We start from the raw sequence: 18419 nt of genomic DNA, 5'->3' as shown, positions 1-18419 counted from the left end.
CCTGCAGTAGAGGCGGCGCAAGCCCGCGCCTACCGCAGGGGCGGGTGCCCGCAGGTCAGCGCAGTTTTTCCAGCATCTGGTAGTACCACATCCCGACCGACAACAACGGGTTGCCCAGCAGGTCGCCCATCGGCACCTTGATGTGCCGGCATTGGGCGAAGGTGTCGAAGCGCTCCAGGGTGCCGGTCAACGCTTCGGCCATGATTTCGCCCATGATGTGGCTGGTGGCGATGCCGTGCCCGGAGTAGCCCTGGCAATACCAGACGTTGTCCGACAGCTTGCCCAACTGCGGAATTCGGTTGACCACGATCCCCATCGCGCAACTCCACTTGAACTCGATCGGCACGCCTTTGAGCGCGGGAAAGGTGCGCTCGATGCATGGCCGCAGCTCGGCCTCGATGTCCCGTGAATCGCGTCCGGAATAGTGGGCGCCGCCGCCGAACAGCAGGCGCTTGTCGGCCGTCAGGCGGTAGTAGTCGAGGACGAAGCGGCAGTCGTACACCGCCAGGTCGTGGGGATTGATCTGCTCGGCCAGCTCGCCCAGCGCAGCGGTGGTGACGATCCCGCCCATGGCCGGGAAAATCTTGCCCTTGAGCTGACGCTGCTCGAGCTTGTGATAGACGTCGCCGGCCAGCAGCACCTGGCGCGCGTCGATGCGCCCGTGGGCCGTGATCACCGCCGGACGCGCACCGTGGACGATCTCCAGCACCTCGGACTGCTCGAAGATCAACGCGCCCAGTTGGCCGGCGGCACGGGCCTCGCCCAGGCACAGGTTGAGCGGGTGCAGGTGCAGGTTGCAGTTGTTCTTCAGCGCGCCCAGGTACAGCGGGCTCTGCAGGTGCTGGGAGACGCCGCGACGGTCGAGCAACTGCACCTGATCGCCCATGCCGCGGCGCTGGGCCTCGGCTTCGAAGGCGCGCAGTTCATCCAGGTGCGAGGGCTTCATGGCCGCGTGCAGGTGGCCGTGCTTGAGGTCGCACTGAATGCCGTAGCGTGCCACGCGTTGCTCGATGATCTGATGCCCGCGCCAACGCAGTTGCCAGATGAAGTCGTCCACTTCGGCGCCTAGGCGCCGGCGCATCTGCGTACGCATCGCCTCGTCGCCCGACAGGCTGCCGGTGACCTGACCGCCATTGCGCCCGCTGGCGCCCCAGCCGATGCGGTGGGTTTCGACGATAGCCACTTTCAGGCCGCGCTCGGCCAGCTCCAGCGCTGTGGCGACGCCGGTGAAACCGCCGCCGATGATCGCCACATCGACCTCGACCGTGCCCTCGAGGCGAGGGTACTCGACGGGGTCGTTGAGCGTGGCGCTGTAGTAGGAGAGGGCACGTTGCGCCGGGGCGCCGTTCACTGCTGCATGCATGAGAAATTCCTTGTCGTTCGGGGTATCAGGCCTGGTGCAAATACCAACGCCAGTCCTGTTCGCCCACTTCGGCCATGAACTGGCGGTATTCGGCGCGCTTGACCTTCAGGTACACGCCGAGAAAAGCGTCGCCCAAGGCGTCGCGTGCCCACTGCGAGCCCTCCAGGGCTTCAAGAGCGGTCAGCCAGTCGGTGGGCAGGTGTTCCTGGGCCTGGGCGTAGCCGTTGCCCTGCACGGGTGCGCCCGGATCGAGCTGCTGGCGGATGCCGGCGTGGCTGGCGGCGAGCATCGCAGCGGCGGCCAGGTAGGGATTGGCATCGGCGCCACAGACGCGATGCTCGATATGCCGACTGGCCGCCGGTCCGCCCGGCACGCGCAGGCTCACGGTGCGGTTGTCGACGCCCCAGGTCGGCGCCAGCGGTGCATAGCTGTTGGCCTGGAAGCGCCGGTAGGCGTTGGCGGTGGGGCAGAACAGCAGCAGCGATTCGCGCAGGTGACGCAGCATCCCGGCCACCGCCTGGCGCAGCAGCGGCGTACCGGCCGCATCGTCGCTGGCGAACAGGTTGCGACCGGCCGCATCGGCCAGGCTCAGGTGCATGTGCATGCCGGTGCCGGCGAGGTGGGCGAAGGGTTTGGCCATGAAGCACGCCTGCATGCCATGGGCGTGGGCCACGCCTTTGACCAGGCGCTTGTAGCGCACGGCCTGGTCCATCGCCGTCAGCGCATCGCCATGCTCCAGGGTAATTTCTACTTGCCCGGGGGCATACTCGGAAATCGCCGTGCGCGCCGGTATCCCCTGGGCCTTGCAGGCGGCGTAGAGGTCGGCGAGGAAGGGCTCGATCTGCTCCAGTTCGCGCAAGCCATACACTTGAGTGGCACGCGGTCGGCCGCCATCGCGGTCCAATGCCGGCTGCGGTTGGCCCTGGGCATCGCGCTGCTGATCGAGCAGGTAGAACTCCAGCTCGCAGGCCATCACCGGGTGGTAGCCGTCGGCTTTCAGGGCCTGGAGGGTGTGCAGCAGCACATGCCGGGGGTCGGCGACACTGGCCGGCAGGCCTTCGCTGGGATGCATGCTGACCTGCACGGCGGCAGTGGGCACCCTGCGCCAGGGCAGACGTACCAGGCTGCCTTCAAGTGGGTAGGCGCGGCAGTCGATGTCGCCGACGTCCCACACCAGGCCGGAGTTTTCCACGTCGTCACCCTGGATAGTCAGGCCGAGGATGGTGCTGGGCAACGGTCGGCCCTGTTCATACACCGCCAACAGCTCGTCGCGGTGCAGCAGCTTGCCGCGTGGTACACCGTTGGCGTCGAGGATGAACAGCTCGAACAACTCGATATCGGGGTTGCTCGCCAGAAACTGGCGGGCGTGATTGGGATCGGCAAAATGCATGTAAGCGCTCGCTCGCGCGCCCTGGGTAAGGGTGCGCACGGGACCACCGCGAAACAGGCGCGGTGCGTCGGACGAAGTCAGGCAGCCACAGGGCTGCGGTGGGCGTCAGGGAAAGGCGAGCGAGGTGTCCGGCGGGCGTGCATGGCGGCAGTGCCACAGCGCCCAGAAGGCCAGGATGACGTGCACCAGCGGATTCTCACCGGCACGCGCCCTGGCCTTCGCTAGCGAAGGACGTGAAGGCGGGGGCGGGGTGATCGGCTCGGGGGTCATGGGTTGGATACTCACATGCGCTGGAAGGGTGATTAAAGCGGTGAGTGGCGACGTTCACTCCTGTTATCACTAAACATTCGGAATCTGTCCTACCAATAGGGAAGTCTTTGCGCTGCCCTGTTCGGATTTGTCGGGTAGGCCGCGTCGCATGATCGGGTGAAGGTTTCACTCCCGATGCACGCCGCGACGCCGACATCGTCAATGCAGGAGCTTCCATGTCCACCCTTTCCACCCTGGCCTTCATCCTGGTCGCCGGCTGCGTGCTGGACTGGCTGTGCCGATCGGCGCGCCTGCGCGATGCGGTGTGTCTGCTGTTCATGGTGGCCAGCATCACCAGTTGCACGCAGTTGGGCGAGCGCGAAATCCTGTGGCTGGACGGTCTGGACTGGACCATTTTCTTCACCCTGATCGGCACGCGACTGCTGTTCGAGCGTTCGGCGGTGTTCGAGCGTCGTCGCCCCTGACGTCCAAGCCCGCAGCGCTGCAACAGCCCCGGCTCAGCCACCCAATCCAGCAAAGCCCCGGCAAATCTGCGACAATCGCCCACCTTCCGAATGCCGATCATGAGAAAGCAGGGCCACCTGCATCACCCAGAAGCCCCATGACTGACCACGCCATCGACACACTGCTGCACACCCTCGACCACGCCATGCTCGCCGACCGCCACCGCCTGCGGCGGCAATTGCACGAGCTGCGCAAGCGCCCCGACGAGGCCAAGCTGGCGCAGTGGGCGCAGAAGGTCCAGGCCTCCTGCGCCCAGGTCACCGCGCGCCAGCAGAGCGTGCCGAGCATCCGCTACGACGACAACCTGCCTATCGCCGCCAAGCGCGACGAGATCAAGAAAGCCCTGGCCGAACACCAGGTGCTGGTGATCGCCGGCGAGACCGGCTCGGGCAAGACCACCCAGTTGCCGAAGATCTGCCTGGAGCTGGGCCGTGGCAGCCATGGCCTGATCGCCCACACCCAGCCACGGCGAATTGCCGCGCGCAGCGTCGCCACGCGGGTGGCGGAGGAACTGGGCACGCCCTTGGGGGCGCTGGTCGGCTACCAGGTGCGCTTCGAAGACCAAAGCGATGCCAACACCCTGGTCAAGCTGATGACCGACGGTATCCTGCTGGCCGAAACCCAGCACGACCGCTTCCTCGAACGCTACGACACGATCATCGTCGACGAAGCCCACGAGCGCAGCCTGAACATCGACTTCCTGCTCGGCTACCTCAAGACCCTGCTGCCGCGCCGTCCCGACCTCAAGCTGATCATCACCTCGGCGACCATCGACCTGGAGCGCTTCTCCCAGCACTTCGACGGCGCGCCGATCATCGAGGTGTCCGGGCGCACCTATCCGGTGGATACCTGGTATCGCCCACTGACCAGCGAGCAGGACGAGGAAGGCAACGTGGTCGAGGACGACCTCAGCGTCGATCAGGCGATCCTCGCCACGCTGGACGAAATTGCCGCGCACGAGCGCAGCCAGGGCAAGGGCCCAGGCGATGTGCTGGTGTTCCTGCCCGGCGAGCGCGAGATTCGCGACGCCGCCGAGATCCTGCGCAAGGCGCAGTTGCGCCATACCGAGATCCTGCCGCTGTACGCGCGGCTCACCCCGGCCGAACAGCAGAAGATCTTCCAGTCCCACAGCGGCCGACGCGTGGTGCTGGCCACCAACGTCGCCGAAACCTCGCTGACGGTGCCCGGCATCCGCTACGTGATCGACAGCGGCACCGCCCGTATCAGCCGCTACAGCTACCGCGCCAAAGTCCAGCGTCTGCCCATCGAGGCCGTGTCGCAAGCCAGCGCCAACCAGCGTAAAGGGCGCTGCGGACGGGTCGAGCCGGGGATCTGCATCCGCCTGTACAGCGAAGAGGATTTCAACGGCCGCCCGGCGTTCACCGATCCCGAGATCCTGCGCACCAACCTGGCGGCGGTGATCCTGCAGATGCTGCACCTGCGCCTGGGCGCCATCGACGCCTTCCCGTTCATCGAACCGCCGGATGGCAAGGCCATCAGCGACGGATTCAACCTGTTGCAGGAGCTGTCCGCGGTCAACCGCGAGAACCAGTTGACTCCGCTGGGTCGCCAGCTCGCGCGCCTGCCGATCGACCCACGCCTGGGCCGCATGCTGCTCGAAGGCGCCCGCCAGGGCAGCTTGCAGGAAGTGCTGATCGTCGCCAGTGCGCTGTCGGTGCAAGACCCGCGCGAACGTCCGCCGGAGCGCCAGCAGGCCGCCGACCAGGCCCATGCCCAGTGGAAGGACGTCGATTCGGACTTCGCTGCGCTGGTCAACCTGTGGCGCGGCTTTGAGGAGCAGCGCCAGGCGCTCACCGCCAATCCGCTGCGCAACTGGTGCCGCAAGCAGTTCCTCAACTACCTGCGCCTGCGCGAGTGGCGCGATGCCCACCGGCAGTTGTCGCTGATCTGCCGCGACTTGCAACTGACGGTGAACAAGGAGCCGTGCGACTACCCGCGCCTGCACAAGGCGATCCTCAGCGGCCTGCTCAGCCAGATCGGCCACAAGGCCGAAGAGGGCGACTACCAGGGCGCGCGTCAGCGCCGCTTCTGGGTCCATCCGTCCTCCGGCATCGGCCGCAAGCGCCCGCAATGGCTGATGGCGGCGGAATTGGTCGAGACCACTAAGCTGTACGCGCGCATGGTGGCCAAGATCGAGCCGGACTGGATCGAACCGCTGGCCGGCCACCTGATCAAGAAGAACCACTTCGAGCCGCACTGGGAGAAGAAGCGTGGCCAGGTGGTGGCCTACGAGCAGATCACCCTGTACGGGCTGATCATCGTCGGCCGTCGCCCGGTGCATTTCGGGCCGATCGATCCGGCGACCTCACGCGAGCTGTTCATCCGCGAAGGGTTGGTGGGCGGCGAAATCCAGTCCAGGGCCAAGTGCCTGGCGGCCAACAAGCGCCTGCTCGAACAACTCGACGAACTGGAAGCCAAGGCGCGCCGACGCGACATCCTGGCCGACGAGGAAACCCTCTACGCCTTCTACGAGGCGCGCCTGCCACAGGAGATCCACCAGAGCGCGACCTTCGACAGTTGGTACCGGATGAACAGCCAGAAGGACGCCGACCTGCTGATCATGCGCGAGGAAGACGTGCTGGCCCGCGACGCCAGTGAAGTCACCGCCGCGCAGTACCCGGATCACCTGCAGGTGGGCGATCTGCGCCTGCCGCTGAGTTACCACTTCGAACCCAATCACCCGCGCGACGGGGTCACCGTGCGGGTGCCGGCGCCGTTGCTGCCGACCTTGCCGGGCGAGCGCCTGGAGTGGCTGGTGCCGGGGCTGCTGGAGGCCAAGTGCGTGGCGTTGGTGCGTAACCTGCCCAAGGCGTTGCGCAAGAACTTCGTGCCGGTGCCGGACTTCGTCAAGGCCGCGCTGGCGCGACTGAGCTTCGGCCAGGGTGCGCTGCCCCAGGCGCTGGGTCACGAGCTGTTGCGCATGACCGGCGCCCGCGTGTCCGACGAAGCCTGGGCAGAAGCGGCCGGGCAGGTCGAAGGGCACCTGCGCATGAATGTCGAAGTGGTCGATGGCCAGGGCAAGTTTCTCGGCGAGGGCCGCGACCTGGCCGAGCTCACCGCCCGCTTCGCCGCCGCCAGCCAAGCGGCGCTTGCCCTGCCACGCACTGAAAAGACCGAGCAGCCGGTGCAGGCCAAGGCCTTCTCCGAAGTGGCGCAGACCGCCCAGCAGAAGATCGCCGGCCTGTCGCTGACCGTGTACCCGGCCTTGGTTGAAGACGCGGGGCGTGTGCGCGAGGGGCGCTTCTCGACCCAGGCCGAAGCCCAATTCCAGCACCGCCGTGCCCTGCAGCGCCTGTTGCTGCAGCAATTGGCCGAGCCCGCCAAGTTCCTGCGCGGCAAGCTGCCGGGGCTGACCGAACTGGGGCTGCTGTACCGCGAGCTGGGCCGCATCGACGCGCTGGTCGAAGATATCCTGCTGGCCAGCCTCGACAGTTGCGTGCTGGAAGGCGAAACCACGTTGCCGCGAGACGGCGCCGCGCTCGCTTCGCTGGCCGAGCGCAAGCGCGGTGACTGGACCGAACATGCCGAGCGCCTGGCGCGCCAGACGCTGGAGGTGCTCAAGCTCTGGCACGGGCTGCAGAAGCGCTTCAAGGGCAAGATCGACCTGAGCCAGGCCGTGGCCTTGAACGACATCAAGCAGCAGTTAGCCAACCTGGTCTACCCAGGCTTCGTGCGCGAAACCCCGACGCAGTGGTTCAAGGAGCTGCCGCGCTACCTCAAGGCCGTCGAACTGCGGCTGGAGAAGCTGGGGGCGCAGGTGCAGAAGGACCGGGTGTGGAGCGGCGAGCTGGGCACCCTGTGGACCCAGTACAAAGCCCGTGCCGACAAGCACGCCCAGGAGGGCAAGCGCGATCCGGAACTCACGCTCTATCGCTGGCTGCTGGAGGAGTACCGGGTGTCGCTGTTCGCCCAGCAACTGGGGACCAAGGTGGCGATTTCAGACAAACGTCTGGGCAAGCAATGGGCGCTGGTGGAGGGTTAAACTGCGCCGATTTGTGGCACACTTGGCGCAATTTTGGTCCGGCGATGCGGGCCTCGTCGCGGTTGAACCCGCGCCTGCGGGCGGCGGGTTCGGTCGCGATCCTGCTGCAAGCTGTCCATCCGACTACGAATTGGCACTGACGTGCCACAGACCAGAGGAACGACCGTGCACAACGTCGTGATCAGCGGCACCGGCCTGTTTACCCCGGCCCAGAGCATTTCCAACGAAGAACTGGTGGAGTCTTTCAACACCTGGTCGCAACAGTTCAACTATGACAACGCCGAAGCCATCGAGCGTGGCGAACTGGAGGCCGCGCCGCTGTCCGACGCGGCGTTCATCGAGAAAGCCTCGGGCATCAAGAGCCGCTTCGTCATGGACAAGGCCGGCATCCTCGACCCGCAGCGCATGAAGCCACGCCTGCCGGAGCGCGCCAACGACGAGCCGTCGATTCTCTGCGAAATGGCCGTGGCCGCCGCCCGCCAGGCGCTGGAACGTGCCGGGCGCAGCGCCGCCGATGTCGATGGGGTGATCGTCGCCTGCTCCAACCTGCAGCGCGCCTACCCGGCCATCGCCATCGAAGTGCAGCAGGCGCTGGGTATCCAGGGCTTCGGCTTCGACATGAACGTGGCCTGTTCCTCGGCCACCTTCGGCATCCAGAACGCCGCCAACGCCATTCAACTCGGCCAGGCCCGGGCGATCCTGGTGGTCAACCCAGAGATCTGCACCGGGCATTTGAATTTCCGTGATCGCGACAGCCACTTCATCTTCGGCGACGCGGCCACTGCGGTGCTGCTCGAGCGGGCCGACCAGGCCACCTCGGCGCACCAGTTCGACGTCGTCAGCACCAAGCTGCTGACCACCTTCTCCAACAACATCCGCAACAACTTCGGTTTCCTCAACCGCGCGGCTGAAGAGGGCGAGGGCAGCACGGACAAACTGTTCGTGCAGGAAGGCCGCAAGGTGTTCAAGGAAGTCTGCCCGATGGTCGCCGAGCTGATCGGCAAGCACCTGGCCGACAATCAACTACAGCCTGCCGACGTCAAGCGCTTCTGGCTGCACCAGGCCAACCTCAGCATGAACCACCTGATCGTCAAGAAGCTGCTGGGGCGCGAAGTGAGCGAGCAGGAAGCGCCGGTGATCCTCGACCGCTATGCCAACACCAGTTCGGCCGGTTCGGTGATCGCCTTCCACCTGTATCAGGATGACCTGGCGCCGGGTTCGGTGGCGGTGCTGAGCTCGTTCGGCGCGGGCTATTCGATCGGCAGCGTGATTCTGCGCAAGCGTTGATCGCGGCGGCGTTGATCGCCGCCCGCCTGTGCAGCAGACGAAAAAAAGCGGAAAGCGCCGGATGGGGTTCGGCACTTCCCGCTGAGCTACGCAGGGGAGCGTTCGGTTAGAACTTGGCTTCCAGGTCGACCTGCAGGGTATCGACGTCTGCATCGGTGTTCGGCAGTTGCGAACGGTCGGTCTTGGCCATCAGATAGGCTGCGCCGACGGCGAAGTTCTTGTCGATCTCGTAGCCGACCTTGAACTTGTGACCGCGGGCACCGGTGAAGCCGTTGCCGAAGTCCGAATCGGTGAAGGCGCTGACCACGGCGTTACGCTGCACGTCGCGGTAGTTGTAGTCCATGCTCCAGGCACCGACCTTGGTCTTCAGACCGGCCAACCAACCTTTGTCTTCGCCGTCGGTACTTTCGGTGTTCTTGACGAACTGACCGTAGGCGGCCAACGGGATGGCGAAGCCGGTGAAGTCGATCTGACCGAAGCCTTCGACCAGGTTGAACTCGTTGGTGGTGTTGCCGAACTGGCGCAGGGCCGCCGATTCCTTGTCGTTGTCATAGCCGTAGACGCTGCCGCCGACGGTGAGCTTGAGGGTATCGGCTGGCGCGAAGCGAGCACCCAACTGACCGTGGTACAGCTGAGCGTCGTGCTTGAACTGCACGCCGTCGCCGTCGACGTTGTCCTTGAGCATGTAGTGACCGGCGCTGCCGAACAGTTCGGTGCCGCCCAGATCGGTCTTGTAGGTGACGGCCACGCCTTCGGGGTTCAGGTCGCTGTCCCAGATGATGTCGCCCATGCTCACCCACGGCTGCTGCATTTTGCCGCCGATCAGGTGCAGGTTGGGGATGGCGGTGGGGTGCCAGTCGAGGTAGGCCAGGTCGACCCACAGGGATTTCTTCTCGAAGTAGTTGTCCAGGCTCTGGTTGGTGGAGCGGCCGTCGGCGCTGCTGCCGGTGGCGATACGCACGCCAGCGTCGACCTGCGGGTTGATCTCGCTGTAGAAACCGACACGGGCGCGAACGCGTTCACGGTCCTGGTTGCCACTGCCGCTGCGTGGGTTGTCGACGTTGACGTCTTCGTAGCGCAGGCGCACATCGCCCTTGATCTGGGTCTTGGCGGCCCAGGCGACTTTCTGTTCGAAGGAGCTCAGGCGATCGGCCTGGGCTTTCTGGTCGACCTTTTCCTTGGTTTCTTTTGCCAGGTCGGCCTGCAGTTCGCTGTACTGCGCCTGGTTGATCGAGCCATTGGCGCGGAGCATTTCGAGCAGCTTGGCGTCGACTGCAGCACTGGCCGGGGCGCTCAGTGCCAGCATCATGCCGGTGAGGCTAACTCCGGTAAGTGTAGAAACAAGACGCATAAGGTTCTCCCTGTTGAAAAGGTGTGGGGAGGCCCGTGTACGCCTCGCCCCGAGTTGGCATGTCGACGGAAAGTGCCTGGCTAGACAGGTTCTTGGCTTTCCGAAAACAGGCGCAAGTATTGCGGGGGCGGATGACAGAATAATGTCTTTTTGATGGCGCTGCGGTTAAGTCAGCTAACCTTTGGCTATAAGCGAAATCGTCACAATTTGAGCGAGTCGACGTCTTTGGCGATACTGGCCGCTTGTGTCCAGGGAGTCGACGTCGTGACCAGCCTCTACAGTCTTGCCCACCTGCGCGACCTTGCGGCGCCGCAGTGGGACGCGCTGGTGCCTGCCGGCCAGCCCTTTCTGCGCCATGCGTTTCTCAGCGCCCTCGAAGACAGCGGCAGCGTCAGCCCGCAGACCGGCTGGGCCGCCGAGCACCTGGTGCTGGAGCGCGACGGTCAGGTGCGCGCCGTGCTGCCGGCGTACCGCAAATGGCATTCGTTCGGTGAGTACGTGTTCGATCATGGCTGGGCAGAGGCCTGCGAGCGCGCCGGCATCGCCTATTACCCCAAGCTGCTCGGCGCGGTGCCGTTCAGCCCGGTGAGTGGGCCGCGTTTGCTCAGTGCCGAGCCGGCCGATGCTTCGCTGCTGTTGCAGGCCTTGCCCGAGTACTTGGTGAAGGGCGAACTGTCCGGGGCGCATATCAATTTCACCGACAGCGCACTGGACCAGCAGATGATGGGGCAGCCAGGGTGGATGGAGCGCCTGGGTTGCCAGTTCCATTGGCGCAACCGGGGCTACCGCGATTTCCAGGACTTCCTCGACACCCTGGCCTCGCGCAAGCGCAAGCAGATGCGCAAGGAGCGCGAGCAGGTGGCCGGGCAGGGCATCGACTTCCACTGGCTGCGCGGCGATGCACTGGACCCGGTGCGCTGGGACTTCGTCTATCGCTGCTACGCCAACACCTACGCGGTGCGCCGCCGCGCACCCTACCTGACCCGTGAATTCTTCAGCCTGCTGGCCGAGCGCATGCCCGAGGCGCTGCGGGTGGTGATCGCCCGGCAGAACGGGCGCGACGTGGCCATGGCCTTGAGTCTGGTGGGCGGCGACAGCCTGTATGGTCGCTACTGGGGCTGCCTGGATGAGTTCGACCGGCTGCACTTCGAAACCTGTTTCTATCAAGGCATGGACTACGCCATCGCCCACGGTCTGCAACGTTTCGACGCCGGCGCCCAGGGCGAACACAAGCTGATCCGAGGCTTCGAGCCGGTACTGACACGCTCCTGGCATTACCTGCGTCACCCCGGCCTGCGCCGAGCGGTGGATGAGTTCCTGGCCCAGGAACGAGACGGGGTGAGGGCGTATGCCGAGCAGGCACGCGAGATGCTGCCGTATCGGCGGGGTTGAGTGGGGATTGTGCCGGCCCTATCGCGGGGCAAGCCCGCTCCCACAGGTACCGCGTTGCACTGACGGACAGCGCGGTACCTGTGGGAGATTCTATGGTTGTGGGCAATGCTTTTTGCCGCCTTTGCTCACGTATTCGCCTTGAGTCTTCATCAAGGCGAATGCAATTCTGGCCAGCTTTCGCGCCAGGATGACCAGTGCCTGAGTGGTTGCCTTACCTGTACTCCGATAATGTTCATAGACCTCCTTCCAGGCCTCGGTCTTGCTAGCGGACATGGCGGCGTTGTGCAAGAGTCGGCGCACTTCTGAGCAGCCGCGCTTGGTCAAGCGTCTGCGTCCGCATTTCTGGCCTGATTCGGAAACTTCCAGATCCATACCCAGAAAAGCGATGAAGGAGTCGCTTCGCTTAAAGTCGCCACGGATGAAGGCAGTGACCAAAGCGACAGCCGTTAGAAAACCAATGCCTTCAACTGCTTGGCAGCGGGCAACCTGCTCGCTCAGCCCTGCCTCTCTCACTAATGTCTTCAAACGCTTTTGAATCAGCAGATCAAGCGATGCAAAGTGCTTGGCAAAACTTTTGAAGGCTTCTTTGAGGGACACTTCGTTTCCCCAGCTCTGGGTCAGGCTGGTGCGTGCCGACACCAGTGCTGCTCGGCGTCGCAGAAGGCTCTGGAGCTTGCTGTAGACGGCTGGAGGGGGCGTCCAAGGACGAAGCGCACTGCCCTCACGATTAAGGAAACGGGCGAGTAGACAGGCATCAGACGCATCGGTTTTGACACGCCCGCCAATTCCTTTTCGGTAGTTGCTCAGCTGGAACCCATCGACGACATAGACGGCAAAACCCACTTCGTAAGCCATCTCCACCAAGTCCAGGTGATAAACGTTGGTGGCTTCAACACAGATGGCCGTATTGGCAGGCTGAAGTGCTAGCCATTTGCGGATCTCAGGCTTGGTATTCTTAAACGCGTGTTGTTGAGCAGTGTCCTCGCAGTAACTGACCAGTTCGACCTTGGCGACATCGACGCCAATGATGAACTTCTCGACTCGCATTGCCATGACCTGAACTCCCACGGTATGGTTTTTGGGCTCGGAGGGGGTTCACCAAGAGGCGCTGGCTTGCTTCTATCGTCGCTTGCAAACGATGCATTCTTTATCGGCGCTTTGGTGAAGGGGTGGGGCGAGGTCTCCCACGGTCTGTACTGTTTGTGGACAGTCAGATTCGGCCTTTTCGTCCCACCACCCCTTCGAGTATCACCATACAAGCGGGCTTGCCCCGCGATAGGGCCGGTTAGAACCCCTCAACCCACGCCGACGAACCCGCCTGTCTCCCACAGGTACCGCATTGCACTGACGGACAGCGCGGTACCTGTGGGAGCGGGCTTGCCCCGCGATAGGGCCGGTTAGAACCCCTCAATCCACGCCGACGAACCCGCCTGTCTCCCACAGGTACCGCATTGCACTGACGGACAGCGCGGTACCTGTGGGAGCGGGCTTGTCCCGCGATAGGGCCGGTTAGAACCCCTCAATCCACGCCGACGAACCCACCTGTCTGGTGATGCCACAGCCGCGCATACAGACCCCGCTGCGCCAGCAACTCGGCATGGCTGCCGCTTTCGACGATGCGCCCTTGCTCCAGCACCACCAGCCGGTCCATGCGCGCGATGGTCGACAGGCGGTGGGCGATGGCGATGACCGTCTTGCCCTGCATCAGCGTCTCCAGGCTTTCCTGGATCGCCGCCTCCACCTCCGAGTCCAGCGCCGAGGTAGCTTCGTCCATGATCAGGATCGGCGCGTTCTTCAGCAGCACCCGCGCAATGGCGATGCGCTGACGCTGGCCGCCGGACAGCTTGACCCCGCGCTCGCCCACATGAGCATCGAAGCCGGTACGGCCCTGGGCATCGGACAATTGCGGGATGAACGCGTCGGCACGGGCGCCGCGCACCGCCTCCCAGACCTCTTCCTCGCTCGCCTCCGGTCGCCCGTATAGCAGGTTCTCGCGGATCGAGCGGTGCAGCAGCGAGGTGTCCTGGGTGATCATGCCGATCTGCGCCCGCAGGCTGGCCTGGTTGACCTGGGCGATGTCCTGGCCGTCGATCAGAATGCGTCCGCCCTGCACGTCGTACAGGCGCAGCAGCAGGTTCACCAAGGTGGATTTGCCCGCCCCGGACGGCCCGATCAGACCGATCTTCTCGCCCGGACGAATGTCCAGGGTCAGGCCTTCGAGCACCTTACTGCCCTTGCCGTAATGGAAGTCCACGTTGTCGAAACGTACGGCGCCGCGCTCGACCTTCAGCGCCGGGGCGTTCGGCGCGTCGGTGACGGTCACCGGCTGGGCGATGGTCTGCAGACCGTCCTGAACCATGCCGATGTTCTCGAAGATGCCGTTGACCACCCACATGATCCAGCCGGACATATTGACGATGCGGATCACCAGGCCAGTGGCCAGGGCGATGGCGCCGACGCTGATCAGCGACTGGCTCCACAGCCACAGCGCCAGGCCGGTGGTGGCCACCACCAGGAGGCCGTTCAGCGTGGTGATCACCACGTCCATGCTGGTGATCACCCGCGACGCCAGTTGGGTCTTCTCGGTCTGCTCGGAGATCGCCTCGCGGGCGTACTGCTGTTCGTGGTCGGTATGGGCGAACAGCTTGAGGGTGGCGATGTTGGTGTAGCCATCGACGATGCGCCCCATCAGCTTGGAGCGCGCGTCGGAGGACACCACCGAGCGCTCTTTCACCCGCGGCACGTAGTACCACAGTGCGGCGATGTAGCCGAAGATCCACGCCAGCAGCGGAATCATCAGCCGCCAGTCGGCCTCGGCGAACAGCACCAGCGAACTGACCGCGTAGATCAGCACGTGCCACAGCGCATCCACCGCCTGCACCGCCGAATCGCGCAGCGAGTTGCCGGTCTGCATGATGCGCTGGGCGATGCGCCCGGCGAAGTCGCTCTGGAAGAAGTTCAGGCTCTGCTTGAGCACGTAGCTGTGGTTCTGCCAGCGGATCAGGCTGGTCATCCCCGGGTTGATGGTCTGGTGCACCAGCAGGTCGTGCAGGCCGAAGAACACCGGCCGCAGCACCAGCACCACCACCAGCATCCAGATCAGCTCGCCGCTGTGGTCACTGAAGAAGTGGACGTTGGGCGTGCCCTGGGCCAGGTCGATGATGCGGCTCAGGTAGCTGAACAGCGCCACCTCGATCAGCGAGGCGATGAGGCCGACCACCAGCAGGGCGAGGAAGCTCGGCCATACCTGACGCAGGTAGTACAGGTAGAACGGCCAGACCGTGCTTGGCGGCGCCTCGCTGGGCGCCTCACGGAAGATGTCGATCAGTTGCTCGAAACGGCGGTACAGCATGGGTACTCCTGTCGGTCTCGCGCACAGAGGGCGTCACCTCCCGTGAGACCTGCGATCAATCGATACGTTTGGCCGACTTGATGAAGACCGGATTGGCAGGCACGTCGCGCATGCCTTTCTTCACGGTGGTCGGCGAGTTGACGATCTGGTCGATCACATCCATGCCCCGGGTGACCTTGCCGAATACGGCATAGCCCGCATCGCGGCCTGGGTTGAGGAAGTCATTGTCGGCGACGTTTATGAAGAATTGGCTGGTGGCCGAGTTCGGATTCGAGGTGCGCGCCATCGACAGGGTGCCGCGAGTGTTCTTCAGGCCGTTGCTGGCTTCGTTCTTGATCGGATCCTGGGTGTCCTTCTGCACCATCTGTTCGGTGAAGCCGCCGCCTTGGACCATGAAGCCCGGAATCACGCGGTGGAAGATCGTGTTGTTGTAGAAACCGTTGTCCACGTAGCTCAGGAAGTTCTTGGTACTGACGGGCGCTTTTTCCGCGTTCAGTTCGATCGTGACCGGGCCAAGGCTGGTGTCCAGGAGCACGTGAGGGGGGTGTCGGACGCCATGACGCTGGTGGCGAAGGCGACCGAGCAGGCGGTGAGCAGGAGTTTCTTCAGCATGGGCGCGATGTTCCTTGAGGGGGAAAATGGGCTGCGAGAAAGCGCAGCAGGGTCTGGTTGAAGACCTCGGGTTGATCCAGCGGCGTAGCGTGCCGCGAATCCTCGATGACCGCCAGCGTCGCATGGGGCATCAGGGCGACGTAGCGTTGCTTGTGCTGCACCGGGGTGTAGTCGTGGTCGGCGGCGATCACCAGGGTCGGACACTCGATGGCGCCGATGCGTTCCTGCACGCCCCAGCCGACGATGGCGTCGAAACTCTTGAGGTAGGCGCGCTTGTCGTTGCGCGCCCAGCGTTGGGCCATGCTGCGGCGCAGCGCGGCCTGTTCAGGCTTGGGAAACAGGCGCGCGGCCAGGCCCTGGCCGACCGTCTCGACACTGAGCAGGCGCGCCAGGCTCCAGCGCTTGGCCCACCACAGCCAGTGCTCCAGGCTGCGCCGCTTGACCTCGGGCGCGCTGTTGACGATGCACAGGCTGCGCAGCCATTGCCGATGATCGACGGCGAACTGGAAGCCGACCATGCCGCCCATCGACAGGCCGACGACATGCACCGGGCCACAGCCCAGGTGCTGGAGCAGCGCCAGCAGGTCGTCGCTGAAGGTGGCGATGCGGTAGCCGCTGCGGGGTTTGGCCGACTGCCCGTGGCCGCGCAGGTCCATCAGGATCACCTGGTAGTGCCGGCTCAGCACCGGCACCTGCCGCTCCCAATCCTCGCTGCTCGAACCGAGCCCGTGCAGCAGCACCAGCGGTTCGCCCTGGCCGTGCACCTCGTAGTGCAGACGGCATCCAGCGTGTTCGAAACGGGCCATGGCCGAGGTCCTCTCAGGCTTGTGCGGGGCGGCGAAGGGCACGTCCAGCGGCGCGGTGTCGAAGTTGCGCAGCAACTCGATGAGGATCTGCGTAGCCGGGCCCAGGGCCTTTTCCTTGCTCGCGTAAAGGTAGAACAGCGGATGACGACTGCCACCCTGATCCAGCGGCAGCGGCTTGAGCAGACCGTCCTCGAGTTCGCGCTCGATCATGTGCCGCGGCAGCCAGGCAAAGCCCAGACCGCTGCCGACGAAGGTCGCCGCCGTGCCCAGGCTGCCCACCGTCCAGCGCTGTTCGGCGCCCAGCCAGCCGACGTCGCGCGGCTGGCTGCGCCCGGAATCGCGGATCACCACCTGCAACTGGCTTTCCAGGTCCTGGAAGGTGAGTTGGCGGTTGAGCCGGTGCAGGCTGTGCTCGGGGTGGGCGACGGCGATGAACTCCACCGTGCTCAACTCGGCGCCCAGGTAGCCGGGAATGTTGAAGCTGCTGATGGCAAGGTCGGCGATGCCGTCGTGCAGCACCTCCTCGACGCCCGACAGCACTTCTTCGCGCAGCCGTACACGGCAGCCCCGGCTCTGCGGCATGAAGGCGCTCAGGGCACGCACCAGGCGGGCGCTGGGGTAGGCGGCATCGACCACCAGGCGCACTTCGGCCTCCCAGCCCTGTTCCATGTGGTGGGCCAGGTCCTCGAGTTGGCTGGCCTGCTTGACCAGTTGCCGCGAGCGGCGCAACAGCACGTCGCCGGCCTCGGTGAGCACTGCCTTGCGCCCATCGATGCGCAGCAGCGGCACGCCAAGTTGCTCCTGCATGCGCGCCACGGTGTAGCTCACCGACGACTGCGAGCGGTGCAGGGCCTCGGCGGCCTGGGCGAAGCCGCCGTGGTCGACCACCGCCTGCAGGGTTCGCCACTGATCCAGGGTCACGCGCGGCGCTTTCATGTTCGGCTCCTGTTGTCCTAAGCTGCGCACTTTCAAGGAGCGCGCACGATGAAAAAATGCCTGGCGATACTGATGTCGTTGCTGCCGATCACGGCGCTGGCCTATCCGATCGAGGTGCAGAAGCAGGTGGACGGCGTGAAGCTCGACTACACCGCCTACGACACCGCCCCTGACATCGGCAGCATCGCCCTGAACAACTATGGCCAGGTGCCTGCCGCCTGCAAGGTGACCTTCAGGAACGGCCCCGAAGCGCCCCGTGTGCGCCGGATAAATGTGCCCGCCGGGCGAAGCGTGGACGTGACGGCGAAATTCAATCGGCAGATCATCAAGCTGCGCATCAACGTCAACTGTCAGGCGGAATGAACGGATTAGTCGATAGATTGCAGCGATTTTTTACGCTTTTTTATCGATAGGTCAAGCATTAGTCTCACCTCCATCGAATCGCACCCGTTTTTGCCGATGGAGGCAGCCATGTCCCGCGTACTGATCATCGAAAGCAGCGCCCGCCAGCAGGATTCCGTGTCTCGCCAGTTGACCCGCGAATTCACCCAGCAGTGGCAGGCCGCGCACCCGGCTGACACCCTGGCCCTACGCGACCTGGCGCTGAACCCGGTGCCGCACCTGGACGCCGACCTGCTCGGCGGCTGGATGAAACCCGAGGCGCAACGCAGCGCCGCCGAGGTGCAGGCGCTGCTGCGCTCCAATGAACTGACCGACGAGTTGCTGGCTGCCGACGTGCTGGTGCTGGCCGCGCCCATGTACAACTTCACCATCCCCAGCACGTTGAAGGCCTGGCTCGACCATGTGCTGCGCGCCGGCATCACCTTCAAGTACACCCCCACCGGGCCGCAAGGTCTGCTCAGCGGCAAGCGCGCCATCGTGCTGACCGCTCGCGGCGGCATTCATGCCGGCGCCAGCAGCGACCACCAGGAGCCCTACCTGCGCCAGGTGATGGCGTTCATCGGCATCCACGACGTGACCTTCATCCACGCCGAAGGCCTGAACATGAGCGGCGATTTCCACGAGCAGGGCCTGAACCAGGCCAAGGCGAAACTGGCCGCGGTTGCCTGAGACGCTGGGGCGAATCCATTCCCAACCCCTGACACCTGTTGCTCCTTTGGGTGTGTCAGCCCGGCCATGCACATGGCCGGGC

General features: G+C 64.7%; 12 protein-coding genes and 2 pseudogenes. 6 read left to right on the top strand and 8 right to left on the bottom strand.

The features are described 5' to 3' along the window. Window positions 1–55: 55 nt before the first annotated feature. Both GKC70_RS17590 and GKC70_RS17585 read right to left on the bottom strand, forming a co-directional pair. Entirely contained in the window at window positions 56–1363 is a 1308-nt protein-coding gene (locus GKC70_RS17590; RefSeq protein ID WP_342649426.1) for an FAD-binding oxidoreductase, read from the bottom strand. 25 nt (window positions 1364–1388) lie between these two features. Further along, entirely contained in the window at window positions 1389–2753 is a 1365-nt protein-coding gene (locus GKC70_RS17585; RefSeq protein ID WP_342649425.1) for a glutamine synthetase family protein, read from the bottom strand. A 485-nt stretch (window positions 2754–3238) separates the two neighbouring features. Between GKC70_RS17585 and GKC70_RS17580 the strand changes: the two genes are divergently transcribed. The 3 genes from GKC70_RS17580 to GKC70_RS17570 all read left to right on the top strand — a co-directional run bounded on the left by GKC70_RS17580 (window position 3239) and on the right by GKC70_RS17570 (window position 8817). Further along, entirely contained in the window at window positions 3239–3487 is a 249-nt protein-coding gene (locus tag GKC70_RS17580; protein WP_295484889.1) for a hypothetical protein, read from the top strand. Window positions 3488–3624: 137 nt separating this feature from the next. Further along, on the top strand, window positions 3625–7530 hold the full coding sequence (hrpA, locus tag GKC70_RS17575; protein ID WP_342649424.1) for an ATP-dependent RNA helicase HrpA: 3906 nt from the start codon (window positions 3625–3627) through the stop codon (window positions 7528–7530). Between the two features lie 165 nt (window positions 7531–7695). Next, on the top strand, window positions 7696–8817 hold the full coding sequence (locus GKC70_RS17570; RefSeq protein WP_039576146.1) for a beta-ketoacyl-ACP synthase III: 1122 nt from the start codon (window positions 7696–7698) through the stop codon (window positions 8815–8817). 106 nt (window positions 8818–8923) lie between these two features. Here GKC70_RS17570 and GKC70_RS17565 read toward each other — a convergent pair whose 3' ends face one another. After that, on the bottom strand, window positions 8924–10168 hold the full coding sequence (locus GKC70_RS17565; protein WP_342649423.1) for a putative porin: 1245 nt from the start codon (window positions 10166–10168) through the stop codon (window positions 8924–8926). 264 nt (window positions 10169–10432) lie between these two features. Here GKC70_RS17565 and GKC70_RS17560 point away from each other — a divergent pair, with 264 nt between their 5' ends. Next, the gene (locus GKC70_RS17560; protein WP_342649422.1) at window positions 10433–11560 is read left to right on the top strand and encodes a GNAT family N-acetyltransferase; all 1128 of its coding nucleotides are present in this window, start codon (window positions 10433–10435) and stop codon (window positions 11558–11560) included. Between the two features lie 90 nt (window positions 11561–11650). Here the strand turns inward: GKC70_RS17560 and GKC70_RS17555 are convergent, their stop codons facing one another. The 5 genes and pseudogenes from GKC70_RS17555 to GKC70_RS17535 form a co-directional block, all read right to left on the bottom strand. Then, complete coding sequence (locus GKC70_RS17555) at window positions 11651–12613, bottom strand: transposase (protein WP_342649421.1); 963 nt, start codon at window positions 12611–12613, stop codon at window positions 11651–11653. Between the two features lie 466 nt (window positions 12614–13079). After that, window positions 13080–14912 carry an ABC transporter ATP-binding protein gene (locus tag GKC70_RS17550; protein WP_116887767.1) on the bottom strand — a complete coding sequence of 611 codons (1833 nt, stop codon included), beginning with the start codon at window positions 14910–14912 and terminating at the stop codon, window positions 13080–13082. Between the two features lie 55 nt (window positions 14913–14967). Next, window positions 14968–15524: pseudogene (locus GKC70_RS17545) on the bottom strand (peptidylprolyl isomerase). Beyond that, window positions 15518–16330, bottom strand: a complete 813-nt coding sequence (locus tag GKC70_RS17540; protein ID WP_342651547.1) for an alpha/beta hydrolase — start codon at window positions 16328–16330, stop codon at window positions 15518–15520. The pseudogene GKC70_RS17545 and the gene GKC70_RS17540 overlap by 7 nt, the downstream one beginning before the upstream one ends. Before the next feature lie 24 nt (window positions 16331–16354). Continuing rightward, window positions 16355–17266, bottom strand: a pseudogene (locus GKC70_RS17535) (LysR family transcriptional regulator); the annotation flags it as partial. 48 nt (window positions 17267–17314) lie between these two features. Here GKC70_RS17535 and GKC70_RS17530 point away from each other — a divergent pair. Both GKC70_RS17530 and GKC70_RS17525 read left to right on the top strand, forming a co-directional pair. Beyond that, window positions 17315–17629 carry a 3-phosphoglycerate kinase gene (locus GKC70_RS17530; protein ID WP_342649420.1) on the top strand — a complete coding sequence of 105 codons (315 nt, stop codon included), beginning with the start codon at window positions 17315–17317 and terminating at the stop codon, window positions 17627–17629. Between the two features lie 108 nt (window positions 17630–17737). Beyond that, window positions 17738–18337 carry an FMN-dependent NADH-azoreductase gene (locus tag GKC70_RS17525; RefSeq protein ID WP_039576164.1) on the top strand — a complete coding sequence of 200 codons (600 nt, stop codon included), beginning with the start codon at window positions 17738–17740 and terminating at the stop codon, window positions 18335–18337. The last annotated feature ends 82 nt before the right edge of the window (window positions 18338–18419 follow it).

This window comes from Pseudomonas sp. REB1044 (assembly GCF_038813925.1).
In the GTDB taxonomy this organism is placed as follows: Bacteria; Pseudomonadota; Gammaproteobacteria; order Pseudomonadales; family Pseudomonadaceae; genus Aquipseudomonas; species Aquipseudomonas boreofloridensis.
The sequence above is the reverse complement of the archived record's forward strand: the minus strand, read 5'-3'. Positions and strand labels throughout refer to the sequence as shown.